Source organism: Mycobacterium sp. DL99 (assembly GCF_004762045.1).
In the GTDB taxonomy this organism is placed as follows: domain Bacteria; phylum Actinomycetota; class Actinomycetes; order Mycobacteriales; family Mycobacteriaceae; genus Mycobacterium.
This window is the reverse complement of the sequence record NZ_SJOM01000007.1, coordinates 5,234,157-5,245,780: the sequence shown is the minus strand read 5'-3', so window position 1 is coordinate 5,245,780 and position 11,624 is coordinate 5,234,157. Positions and strand designations below refer to the sequence as shown.

Here is an 11,624-nt window from a genome sequence, read left to right as displayed (position 1 = left end):
CCTGGGTCATAGCTGGCAGAAGGCGCAGTCCGCCGCCGCAATCTTTTGCGCAGTGAAATGTTCGGGTCGCTGACGTTGGACGCCTTCAGCAATTCGCGGACAGGTACACCGTTCGTTCGAGGATCTGGGCCGGGCGCACCGACGAAACGGTGCACCGGTCCAGCGGAGCAGTCCCGGCGCGGTAGATCACGACGTCGAAGCCCTGGCGTTCCAGTTCGTTCGCCGTGTCCTGCGCGGATCCGACCCCCGACGGCGCGGCCAGTGTGGCGGCGGGAAAACCCAGAGCCAGGGCCGACAGTGCCCCGCCGGCCAGCGCCGCCCCCGCCAATCCGTACACCGTTCTGCCCTTCATCGTCCTGCACGTCCCGTGGGTGGCAACCAGACCTGCGACCATTAAATTCCGCTGTATCCCAACACTTGTCGCGATGTCGACGTCCAGAAATCAGTTGACAAACAGCGCCCCGGCCGTTCTCGACAGCAAACCCGGGCTGTGGTATCAAAACCCGTGCGCCTTTTCGTCGTCCCGGCGGTCCTGCTGGTCTGCACCCTGGCTTGCGGGGTGGCATGCGGACCGCGGTCGGCACCAGGACCGACGCCGGCGTCGTCAACGCCCCAGGCCTCCGGCGGTGCCGTCACGGTGAACCCGGCCCGCATCGACCGGGCGCGCCAGGACCTGCCGCCCGGCTACGAGGTGGTGGCTATCGAACCGCAGGCGACCCCGGTATCGCTGTGGGGTTTCGGCCCGGAGTGGACGGCCGACCCGGCGGCTTGCGGGGCGCAAGCTGCCCGCGAAATCGAGCCGACCCGGGGTTGGTCGGCCTCCGGGCCCGGCGGCATCGTGTATGCGGGCGTCGCGAAGCTGGGGCCGGGTGTACCCGTGGAACTGCGCCGCGACCCACAATGTGAGCAGTGGAGTGTGTCGGGCGGGCATTCCGTCGGAACCGTCACCGCCGTCACGGCCCCGCCGATCGAGGGTGCGGTGACCGCCGGGATGTCCACCGCCGTCACCACGACCGTCGAAGGGGGCACCGAAACCCGATCCCACGCCGACACGTTCACCGCGGATCTGGGCGGCGGCTACCACGTCTTCGTCAGTGTGATCACCGACCCCGGCTCACCGAATCCCGCGCTCGGCCCCGCGTTCGCCTCCGACCTGCTGGTGAAAACGGTTTCGGCATTACGCGGCTGAGTCGGCGGTGCCGGGTATGTTGACGAGCGATGTGGAACCGCAACGTGTTACTCGCCAGCGTCGGCGTTCTCGCCTGCGCCTCCGGATTGGTCGCCTGCGGTCAATCGGACCAGTCGAATTCCGCCCAGGCGGACATCGCCAACGTCGCCAAGGTGCGCTCCACCTTCGGCCCGGAATTCAAGGTCACCGATGTGGCCCCGACCGGGATCGACCCGAAAATGCTGGCGCCGCAGAAGATGCCGCCCGGGGTGAAGGTCGACCCTGCCGATTGTGCGAAATTCGCCGAGGGGCAGTCATTGCCGGAGGGGCTGAAAGGCAACATGGCCGCCACCACGGCCGAAGGGGCGGGCAACCGGTTCATCGTGATGGCCGTGGAGACCTCTGAGCCGGTCCCGTTGAACGACCCGGGCGATGCGTGCAAACAGGTGAAATTCCTGGGCCCGGGCATGCGCGGGCAGGTGGATGTGGTCGAGGCCCCGCAGATCGACGGGGCCCGTACGACCGGAACCCACCGCATCGTGCAGACCGTGGTGGGTGGCCAGCCCCGCACCGGCGAGCTGTACAACTATGTCGCCAGCTTCGACACGTTCATGGTGATTGTCACGGCCAACCCATTGGTGGAGCCGGGCAAGCCGGTGGCGCCGGTGGACGACAAGCGGGCCCGCGATCTGCTCAGCGCCGCCGTGGCCGATGTAAGAGGCTAGAGACCCTCAGCGCACGTCGTGCGGACGGAACTGGATGCTGATCCGCGGCCCGACCAGGCTGGTGGTCTTCGGTATCGAATGCTCCCAGGTGCGTTGGCACGATCCGCCCATCACCAGCAGGTCGCCGTGGCGGTGCTGTAGCCGCAGGGCGTGACCGCCGCCGCGTGGGCGCAATGCGAAAACCCTTGTCGCGCCGAGCCCGACGATGGCCACCATGGTGTCCTCGGTGCGGCTGCGCCCGATGGTGTCGCCGTGCCAGGCGACGCTGTCGTTGCCGTCGCGGTACAGGCACAGGCCCGCGGTGGTGAATGGTTCGCCGAGCTCACCGCCGAAGGTGTCGTTGAGCCTGCGACGGATCTGTTTGAGCCTGGGGTGTGGCACCGGTTCGTTGAGCAGGTGGTGAAAGCTGACCAGCCGCGGCACCGCCACCACCCGGTCATACATCTCGCGTTCTTCGGACCGCCAGGGGATCCCGTCCATCAACTCCTCGAACAGCGAGTCGGCGTCGGGCAACCAGCCCGAGCGCAGTTCAACCCAGGCGTCGTTGCCGAGTCGACGACGTTCAGCGTGCTCGAACAGTGAGCCTTGCAACGCCAGCTCCATGCGCGCGAGTGTATCGCACAGACGTTCGAGTGTGTTAGAGGCGAGATGCGCCCGGACCGCTCTCGGCGAGGACGTCGCCCGGGTTGGTCAGCTGACAGGTCTTGAGGCTCAGGCAACCGCAGCCGATGCAGCCGGTCAGGTTGTCGCGCAACCGTTGTAGGTGCAGGATGCGGTCGTCGAGGTCCTGACGCCAACCGGCCGAGAGTCGGGCCCAGTCCTTGCTGGTAGGAACCCGGTCATCGGGCAGGCTGGACAGTGCGTCGCGGATGCGGGCCAGCGGTATGCCCAGGCGCTGCGACATCCGGATGAATGCCACGCGACGCAGTGTCTCGCGCGCGTAGCGGCGCTGGTTTCCCGATGTGCGGCGGCTGGCGATCAAGCCCTCGCGCTCGTAGAAGTGCAGTGCGGACACCGCCACGCCGCTGCGCAGCGACATCTCGCCAGGAGTTAACTCGTGCGTCTCCATACACCTAAACCATAGTTGAGTTAACGTCATGACGTGGAGACTGCCGCGTTCGGTTCCAACTCTGAGGTAGGCACACTGCGTGCCGTCATCCTGCACCGTCCGGGCCCGGAGCTGCAGCGGCTGACCCCACGCAACAATGACGCCCTGCTGTTCGACGGCCTGCCGTGGGTGGCGAAGGCGCAACGTGAGCACGATGCCTTCGCGGCCGTGCTGCGCTCCCGCGGCGTGGAGGTGATGCTCCTGGCCGATCTGCTGACCGAGGCGCTGGCCAGCGGTGCCGCACGGATGCACGGCATCTCCGCAGCCGTCGACGCACGACGGCTGGGTGTGCCATTGGCCCAGGAACTTTCGGCCTATCTGCGTACCCTGCCGCCGGCCGATCTGGCGCACATCCTGATGGCCGGCATGACCTTCAACGAGGTGCCCTTCCACGGGGCCGAACTGTCACTGGTGCGCCTGATGCACCACGGCGGCGATTTCGTGATCGAGCCGCTGCCCAATTTGTTGTTCACCCGGGATTCGTCGTTCTGGATCGGCCCGCGGGTGGCCATCACCTCGCTCGCGCTGCCGGCCCGGGTACGCGAAACCTCGCTGACCGACCTGATCTATGCGCACCATCCGCGGTTCCTCGGCGTCCGGCGGGCCTACGAGTCGCGCTCGGCGCCCGTCGAGGGCGGCGACGTGCTACTGCTGGGACCTGGCGTGGTGGCCGTCGGGGTGGGGGAGCGGACCACACCGGCCGGCGCGGAGGCATTGGCGCGCAGCCTGTTCGACGACGACCTGGCCCGCACCGTGCTGGCGGTGCCGATCCGCCAGGAGCGTGCCCAGATGCACCTGGACACCGTGTGCACCATGGTCGACGTCGACGCGGTGGTGATGTACCCGAACATCGTGGACTCGTTGTCGGCGTTCACCATTCACCGCACCGAGGCCGGGATCCGGATCGATGATGAAGTGCCCTTTGTGCAGGCCGCCGCCGAGGCGATGGGGATCGAGCAGCTTCGGGTGATCGACACCGGGCTCGATCCCGTCACCGCCGAACGCGAGCAATGGGATGACGGCAACAACACCCTGGCCCTGGCGCCGGGTGTGGTGGTGGCCTACGAACGCAACTCGGAAACCAATGCCCGGTTGGCTGATTCGGGTATCGAAGTGCTGCCGATCGAGGCTTCGGAGCTGGGCACGGGCCGCGGCGGGCCACGCTGCATGTCGTGCCCGGCGGCGCGGGACCTGCTCTAGGTATTGCCGTTTGAGTGGACGCCGTTTTCTACACCACGGTCGCTAGACCAGGCTTTTGCAACCCTGGCGTAGAAAACGGCGATGGGCGGCCGCAATTTCAACGGGCGGCCGCAATTTCAACGGGCGGCACGCACGGGGAACGCACACCTACCGCCAGCTCGGCAGCCAGATCTCCAGATTCCACGTCGACTGTGAAATCGGGATGCCCGTCAGGATCGGGTACAGCCACGCGAAATTCGCGATCACGAGCGCCACGTAGAAGCACACCACCAGCAGCCCCAACGTTCGACGCTCGGGGTTCTGTCTGGGTTGGTACAGGATGTCGCCGAGGATCAGTGCGATCGCCAGCACCAGGAACGGTGCCATCACGGTGGCGTAGAAGAAGTACATCTGCCGGTCGATGTCGAAGAACCACGGCAGGAAGCCGGCCGAGTAACCGACCAGCACCACGCCGTAGCGCCAGTCCCGCCGCACCAGGGCCCGCCACAGGGCCCACCCCAGCACCGGCACCGCGATGAACCACATCGCCGGAGTGCCCACCAGCATCACGGCTTTGACGCAGGACTGTGCGCCACAGCCGGCCACATCGTGGTTGTCGATCGCGTAGAGCACGGGCCGTAGCGACATCGGCCAGGTCCACGGCTTGGATTCCCACGGGTGGTGGTTGCCGTCGGCGTTGGTCAGCCCGGCGTGGAAATGGTAAGCGGCATAGGTGTAGTGCCAGAGCGACCGCAGGGCGTCGGGCAGCGGGATGATGCCGTTCTCGCCGATGGACTGGCCGGCTTCGTAGCGGTTGATGCCGGTCTCCGAGGCGAACCACGGCCCGTACGACGCGAGGTATACGGCCAACGGAATGAACCCGAACACGTATGCGGCGGGCCCCACATCACGGCGCAGCATGCCCCGCCACGGTGCCGGCACGTGGTACTGCTTGCGCGCGATCGCGTCGAGCACGAGCGTCATGACGCCGAAGAACGCCACGTAGTACAGCCCCGACCATTTGGTGGCGCAGGCCAGACCGAGCAGCACGCCCGCACCGAACCGCCACCACCGCACGCCCAGCCGGGGACCCCACGGCGTCTCGGCGATGCGGCCCTCCATGAACGCGACGTGCATGCGATGGCGCACGTCGTCGCGGTCCACCATCAGGCAGGCGAACGCCGCGACCACGAACACCACCAGGAACACGTCCAGCAGCGCCGTGCGGGCCGAGACGAAACTGACCCCGTCGGCGATCAGCAGCAGTCCGGCGATGCCGCCGACGAGGGTGGAGCGGCTGATCCGGCGCGCGATCCGCACCACCAGCAGCACGATCACCACGCCGCACATCGCCCCGGAGAACCGCCAGCCCAGCCCGTTGTAGCCGAACAGCGCCTCGCCGATCGAGAGCAGTTGCTTGCCCACCGGCGGATGCACCACGAGCCCGTAGCCCGGGTTGTCCTCGACCCCGTGGTTGTGCAGCATCTGCCACGCCTGCGGCGCGTAGTGCTTCTCGTCGAAGACCGGGGTGCCGGCATCGGTGGGCGAGCCCAGGTTCAGGAATCGACTTATGGCGGCCAGTGCGGTGATGATGGCCGTCATGAGCCAGCCCTGTAGCCGGTCCGTCGGCCCGAAATCCGGGGCCGGAATCAGCGGCGCCGGGCTGATCAACGGGACCGAGCGACCAGCCGTCGGCGATTCGGTGGCGGTGGCGGTCACGCAAGCGATCGTAGGCTGTCGGTCGTGACACCCGGCAAACTACTGATCGGCGCCACGCCGCTGGGCCGGCCCGACGACGCGTCCGCGCGGCTGGTCGAGGCACTGCAGACGGCCGACATCGTGGCGGCCGAAGACACCCGACGCGTGCGTGGTCTGGCCCAGTCGCTGGGCGTCCAGCCGACGGGCCGGATCCTGAGCTTCTTCGACCAGAACGAGGCGAGCCGCGTGCCCGGCCTGGTGGAGGAGATCGCGGCGGGTGCGACGGTACTGGTGGTCAGCGACGCCGGTATGCCGTTGATCAACGACCCGGGCTACCGCCTGGTGGCGGCCTGCGCCGAGGCGGATCTGCCGGTGTCCTGCCTGCCGGGCCCGAGTGCGGTGACGACGGCGCTGGCGGTGTCCGGGCTGGCCTCCGACCGGTTCTGCTTCGAGGGCTTCGCCCCGCGCAAGCACGCCGCCCGGCTGGCCTGGCTGCAGACGCTGGCCGCCGAACCGCGCACCACTGTGTTCTTCGAATCCCCGCGCCGGCTCGCCGAGACACTTCGCGACGCCGTCGACATGCTGGGCCCGTCGAGGCGCGCCGTGGTGTGTCGTGAGCTGACCAAGACGCATGAGGAGATCCGCCGCGGCAGTCTGGGCGAGCTCGCGGAGTGGGCCGCCGACGGCGTGCTGGGGGAGATCACCGTGGTGTTGGCCGGGGGCACCCCGACCGTCGAACTGCCCGACCTGGTGGCCGAGGTCGAGGAACTGGCGGCCGATGGGATCCGGGTCAAGGACGCCTGCGCCCAGGTGATCGCGGCGAACCCGGGGGCGCCGTCACGGCGCGAGCTCTATGACGCCGTACTGCGTGCCCGCGGCTGAACGATCGAGGCAGCCTTGTGCAGGCACTCCTCCCATTCCGCGTCGACTTCGGAATCGGCGGTGATACCGCCGCCCACCCCGAGAACCGCCGACCCGTCGGGGCCGAACTCCACGGTGCGGATCGCCACGTTGAGCTCACAGCCCGCCACGGGCGAAGCCAAACCGACTGTGCCGCAATAAACTCCGCGTCGTGCAGGTTCCCACTGCCGCAGCAGCTGGCGGGCCCGCCGCTTCGGGGTGCCCGTGACCGAGGCCGGCGGGAAGGTGGCGTCCAGCAGCGCGCTCATCGGGAGGTGCGCGGGCACCTCGGCGGTGACGGTCGAGACCAGGTGCCAGACCCCGGGCGCCGGATGCACTGCGAGCAGTTCGGGCACCGTCACGCTGCCGGTGGTCGCGACGCGTCCCAGGTCGTTGCGGACCAGGTCGACGATCATGACGTTCTCGGCGACATCCTTGACCGAGGCCAGCAGTGCGGCCGGATCAGCCGAGCACGGCAGCGTGCCCTTGATCGGGCTGGAGGCCACCGCGGTGCCCGCCCGGCGCAGGAACAATTCCGGTGACAGCGAGGCCACGGCACCCCAGTCCCCGGCCACATACGCGGCCCGCGCAGGCGCAGTCCGGGCCACTGCCTCGGTGAAGAAATCGATCGGCTCGCCGTCGATGCGGCCGGTGAACCTGGTGCACACACAGGCCTGATACACCTCGCCCGCCGCGATGGCCTCCAGGCAGGCCAGCACGCCCCGACGGTGATCAGCGCGATCGGGGGCCACCCAGGTCAGGGTGGAGGCGTGTGGTGGCGCAGCCGCCGGCTCCAGCGCTCGGAGCCAGGTGGGAAGTGCTGCACCACTGAGACTTTCGAACCACCAGAGGCCGTCGCCGTCCTGGCGCAGCACGCAGTCCGACCAGCCGCCGGCCGCCACCGGGATGCGCGGCGGTGCGCCGTCGGCACCCGGGTCCGGGTAGCAGAGGTAGCCGAACCATCCGCCACCCACACCGCCTGCCGGTCCCGAGGCGTCCTGAGCTACATCGAAGACAGCCGCCGGCGCCACGGAGGCCACCGGTACCGAGGGCGCGATCACCGCACGTGAGCCGAACCAGTCGCCGATCACTGCGGCCGGCGGCGCCAGGCCCGCGGCGCGTGCGGCCGCGGCGACACCACGCAGCACCGCCGGGGCATCCCCCAGCGCGCCGAGCCTCTCGATCCGCATGCCATCAGCTTGCTTCCTCCCGCGAGCAGACGCAAAACTGCCCATTCCCGCGCGAAAATGGGCAGTTTTGCGTCTGGCCGCGGGGAAAACTCAGCGGCTGATCACCCGCGGGACGTCGACACCGGTCAGCTTGTCCGGATTGCGCATCGCGTAGAAGTGGGTGATCTTGCCGTCGGTGACCTCGACGGTGACAACGCCCTCGAAGCTGTCTTCGAGGTACATCTTGAACGCGGGGGCGTTGTTGTACGTCGTGGGCTCGAAGTGGCCGCCCTGCGCCACAAACCGCATCAGGCCCATGACCAGCTTGGCCACCGATTGGGCCCCGGACACCGGCCTGCGGGCGGCGCTGCGCTTACCGTCGCTGTCTGCTGTCCACACCACGTCCGGCGCGAGCAATTCCAGCAACACGTTCATGTCGCCGGTCGTCGCCGCGGTGAAGAACCGCTGGGTGATCTCGGTCGACACCTGCGGATCGACGGGTTCGAACCGCTTGCGCCGTGATTGCACATGGTTGCGGGCGCGGTGCGCCATCTGGCGCACCGCGCTCGCGGATTTGCCGATCGCCGAGGCGATCTCGTCGTGGCTGAACCCGAACACCTCGCGCAGCACGAACACAGCGCGCTCATCGGGTGTCAGCGTTTCGAGCACCACCAGCATCGCCATCGAAACCGACTCGGCCAGAACCACATCCGCTGAGGGATCGCCCGCGCCGCTGATACTGTCGGCCAGCAGCAGCGGCTCGGGCAGCCACGGACCCACGTACTCCTCACGGCGTCGCGACTGGGCCCGAAGGGCATTGAGCGCCTGGCGAGTGACGAGCTGGGCCAGGAACGCCTTGGTATCGCGCACCGTGTCCAGATCGACCTCGGCCCAGCGCAGGTAACTCTCCTGCAGGACATCGTCAGATTCCGTTGCCGTACCGAGGATCTCGTAGGCGATGGTGAACAACAACGGCCGCAGTAGCGTGAACCGTTCGGCGTGTTCGTTCGAGTTACCTGCACTGGGGGTGTTCATCAGGCGAAACTCTCCTTGCGTGCCTCGGCGAGCTGCCGTGCCCGGTTGTCGCCCTTGAACCAGAAGTACGACCCCGGCTTGACGCCCTCCTTGCGCAGGAACGTCACGGTCGCGCGGCACACCTGCTCCTTGAAGAAGGCGGCCGTGCGCCCGCCGATGAAGACGCGGCGCGGGCTGTCGTCGGAGTGGCAGAGCTGCACCGTGCCGTAACTCCGGCCGACGCTCACGCACTGTCCGGCGAAGGCCTGGTTGATGACCTTGGGCTCGGCGCCCGCGATCCGGGCCAGCACGGTGTTGGCGGCCTGGACCCCCATCGGGCCCGCCGACTGGCAGCTCATCCGCAGCGGAACCCCCGACGGTGAGGCCGCGTCTCCGGCCGCGACGACGTGCGCGTCGTCGATGCTGGTCAGGGTTTCGTCGGTGAGCAACCGGCCCAGCTCGTCGGTGCGCAGCCCGCTGGCCGCGGCCAGCCCGGGAACCCCGAACCCGGTGGTCCACACCGTGACCGCACTGGGCAGCCGGTTCCCGTCGGCCAGCGTGACGGCATCGGGCTCGACCCCGGTCACCAGGATCTCGGGTCCGTCGACGATCGAGACACCGAGTTTGGTCAGCGCCTTGACGACCGAGCGACGGGCACCGGTGCCCAGCGACGCCCCGACCACGTCGGTGACCAGGGTGACCGCGCGGCCCTGCTCGGCGAACTCGCCCGCGGCCTCGATCCCGGTCAGGCCGCCGCCGACGACGACCACCGGGGCCGACATCGGGACATCCTGCAGGCGGGCGTGCAGCCGCTGGGCCTGCTCGAGTTCCGAAAGCGGATAGGCGAATTCGGCGGCCCCGGGCACCGAGGCGGGCACTCCGGCGGTGCTGCCGACGGCATAGACCAGGTAGTCGTAGTCGAGCACCTCGCCGGAGGCCAACTGCACCTGACGGATGTCGGCGTCGATGTACTCGGCGCCGTCGACCAACAGCCGGACCCCGTTGCCCAGCAGTTCGTCGTAGGCCGTGGTGGCGCCGCGGTTGCCGGCTGCGAGCTGGTGCAGCCGGATGCGCTCGACGAACTCGGGCCGCGGATTGAGCAGCGTGACAACCACTCCCGGAGTGCCCTGCAGTCGGTTGGCCGCCAGCACCCCGGCGTAACCGCCGCCGATCACGACCACTCGGGTGTTCTGCGCAATTCTTTCGGTCATGGGAGCGTCTCCTGTTCTCAAAGGCTTGTGCCCTCAAGACACCGCGCATCCCCGATATGTGACAGCAGACCCGCGCGATGTGGCCTACATCACTCGAACGGCTAGACGAGCCCCAGAGCGAGCATCGCGTCGGCCACCCGGATGAAGCCGGCGATGTTGGCGCCCGCCACGTAGTTGCCCGGCTGTCCGTACTCGTCCGCGGTGGTCAGGCACCGGTCGTGGATGCGCCGCATGATCTCGGCCAACCGCGCCTCGGTGTCGTCGAAGTTCCACGAGTCCCGCGAGGCGTTCTGCTGCATCTCCAGCGCACTGGTGGCCACGCCGCCCGCATTGGCGGCCTTGCCCGGGGCGAACCGCACCCCAGCCTCCTCGAAGAACTTCACGGCCTCGGGGGTACACGGCATGTTGGCGCCCTCGGCCACGATCTGGCAGCCGGACTTGATCAGCATGGTCGCGTCGACGCCGGAGACCTCGTTCTGGGTGGCGCACGGCAACGCGATGTCGCACGGCACCTCCCACACGCTGCGCCCGGTCACGACCTCCGCCGCGCCGCCGCGGGCCTCGGCGTAATCCTCGATGCGGCCGCGGCGCAGCTCCTTGACCTCCTTGAGCAGGTCGAGGTCGATGCCCTTGTCGTCGCGTACGTAGCCGCTGGAATCCGAGCAGGCCACCACGGTCCCGCCCAGCGAGTGCACCTTCTCGATCGCGTAGATCGCCACATTGCCCGAACCGGACACCACGACCTGCTTGCCCTCGAAGGACTGCCCGCTCGACCGCAGGATCTCGTCGACGAAGAACACCGTGCCGTATCCGGTGGCCTCGGTGCGGACCTGGGATCCGCCCCAGGTCAGGCCTTTGCCGGTGAGCACGCCGGATTCGTAGCGGTTGGTGATCCGCTTGTATTGGCCGAACAGGTAACCGATTTCGCGCATGCCGACGCCGATGTCGCCGGCCGGGACGTCGGTGTACTCGCCGATGTGGCGGTACAGCTCGGTCATGAAGGACTGACAGAACCGCATCACCTCGGCGTCGGAGCGGCCCTTGGGGTCGAAGTCCGATCCGCCCTTGCCGCCGCCGATCGGCAGGCCGGTCAGCGAGTTCTTGAAGATCTGCTCGAAGCCCAGGAATTTCACGATGCCGAGGTAGACCGACGGGTGGAACCGCAGGCCGCCCTTGAACGGTCCGAGCGCCGAGTTGAATTCGACCCGGAAGCCCCGGTTGATCTGCGCGGTGCCGGAGTCGTCGAGCCAGGGCACCCGGAAGATGATCTGGCGTTCGGGCTCGCACAGCCGGCGGATGATGGCGCCGTCGGCGTAGTCGGGGTGCTTGGCCACCACCGGCCCGAGGCTGGTCAGCACCTCGTATACGGCTTGGTGGAATTCCTTCTCGCCGGCGTTACGTTGCGCGACTTCCTCGTAGATCGCCTGCAGTTTCTCGTGTAATACAGCCATC

General features: G+C 68.2%; 12 protein-coding genes. 4 read left to right on the top strand and 8 right to left on the bottom strand.

What is annotated here, in order from left to right:
* Positions 1–85: 85 nt before the first annotated feature.
* Positions 86–352, bottom strand: coding sequence for a hypothetical protein (locus EYZ64_RS25575; RefSeq protein WP_135457883.1), 267 nt, complete (start codon positions 350–352; stop codon positions 86–88).
* 153 nt (positions 353–505) lie between these two features.
* On the opposite strand from EYZ64_RS25575, the gene EYZ64_RS25570 reads away from it, so the two are divergent.
* Together EYZ64_RS25570 and EYZ64_RS25565 are read left to right on the top strand one after the other, a co-directional pair.
* Positions 506–1,189 (top strand): DUF5642 family protein, encoded by a 684-nt coding sequence (locus EYZ64_RS25570; RefSeq protein WP_286175127.1) that lies wholly within the window; start codon positions 506–508, stop codon positions 1,187–1,189.
* A gap of 29 nt (positions 1,190–1,218) precedes the next feature.
* The gene (locus EYZ64_RS25565; RefSeq protein ID WP_135457881.1) at positions 1,219–1,893 is read left to right on the top strand and encodes a DUF5642 family protein; all 675 of its coding nucleotides are present in this window, start codon (positions 1,219–1,221) and stop codon (positions 1,891–1,893) included.
* 6 nt (positions 1,894–1,899) lie between these two features.
* On the opposite strand, the gene EYZ64_RS25560 is transcribed toward EYZ64_RS25565, so the two are convergent.
* Together EYZ64_RS25560 and soxR are read right to left on the bottom strand one after the other, a co-directional pair.
* The gene (locus tag EYZ64_RS25560; protein ID WP_135457879.1) at positions 1,900–2,496 is read right to left on the bottom strand and encodes an alpha-ketoglutarate-dependent dioxygenase AlkB; all 597 of its coding nucleotides are present in this window, start codon (positions 2,494–2,496) and stop codon (positions 1,900–1,902) included.
* A 34-nt stretch (positions 2,497–2,530) separates the two neighbouring features.
* Entirely contained in the window at positions 2,531–2,962 is a 432-nt protein-coding gene (soxR, locus tag EYZ64_RS25555) for a redox-sensitive transcriptional activator SoxR (protein WP_135457877.1), read from the bottom strand.
* Positions 2,963–2,995: 33 nt separating this feature from the next.
* Here soxR and arcA point away from each other — a divergent pair, with 33 nt between their 5' ends.
* Positions 2,996–4,201 (top strand): arginine deiminase, encoded by a 1,206-nt coding sequence (arcA, locus tag EYZ64_RS25550; RefSeq protein ID WP_135457876.1) that lies wholly within the window; start codon positions 2,996–2,998, stop codon positions 4,199–4,201.
* A 147-nt stretch (positions 4,202–4,348) separates the two neighbouring features.
* Here arcA and EYZ64_RS25545 read toward each other — a convergent pair whose 3' ends face one another.
* Entirely contained in the window at positions 4,349–5,899 is a 1,551-nt protein-coding gene (locus EYZ64_RS25545; protein WP_135457874.1) for a dolichyl-phosphate-mannose--protein mannosyltransferase, read from the bottom strand.
* A gap of 24 nt (positions 5,900–5,923) precedes the next feature.
* On the opposite strand from EYZ64_RS25545, the gene rsmI reads away from it, so the two are divergent.
* A complete protein-coding gene (rsmI, locus tag EYZ64_RS25540; RefSeq protein WP_135457872.1) occupies positions 5,924–6,760 on the top strand; it encodes a 16S rRNA (cytidine(1402)-2'-O)-methyltransferase in 837 nt (278 codons plus the stop codon).
* On the opposite strand, the gene EYZ64_RS25535 is transcribed toward rsmI, so the two are convergent.
* From EYZ64_RS25535 to gdhA, 4 genes are all read right to left on the bottom strand, one after another.
* Positions 6,730–7,968, bottom strand: a complete 1,239-nt coding sequence (locus EYZ64_RS25535; RefSeq protein ID WP_135457870.1) for an aminodeoxychorismate synthase component I — start codon at positions 7,966–7,968, stop codon at positions 6,730–6,732. The two genes, rsmI and EYZ64_RS25535, sit on opposite strands and share 31 nt — an antisense overlap.
* Before the next feature lie 90 nt (positions 7,969–8,058).
* Positions 8,059–8,982: an RNA polymerase sigma factor SigJ gene (sigJ, locus tag EYZ64_RS25530; RefSeq protein ID WP_135457868.1), complete on the bottom strand. Its 924-nt coding sequence runs from the start codon at positions 8,980–8,982 to the stop codon at positions 8,059–8,061.
* Positions 8,982–10,172 carry an NAD(P)/FAD-dependent oxidoreductase gene (locus EYZ64_RS25525; protein ID WP_135457866.1) on the bottom strand — a complete coding sequence of 397 codons (1,191 nt, stop codon included), beginning with the start codon at positions 10,170–10,172 and terminating at the stop codon, positions 8,982–8,984. The genes sigJ and EYZ64_RS25525 overlap by 1 nt, the downstream gene beginning before the upstream one ends.
* A 101-nt stretch (positions 10,173–10,273) precedes the next feature.
* On the bottom strand, positions 10,274–11,623 hold the full coding sequence (gene gdhA, locus EYZ64_RS25520; protein ID WP_135457864.1) for an NADP-specific glutamate dehydrogenase: 1,350 nt from the start codon (positions 11,621–11,623) through the stop codon (positions 10,274–10,276).
* Between the last annotated feature and the right edge of the window lies 1 nt (position 11,624).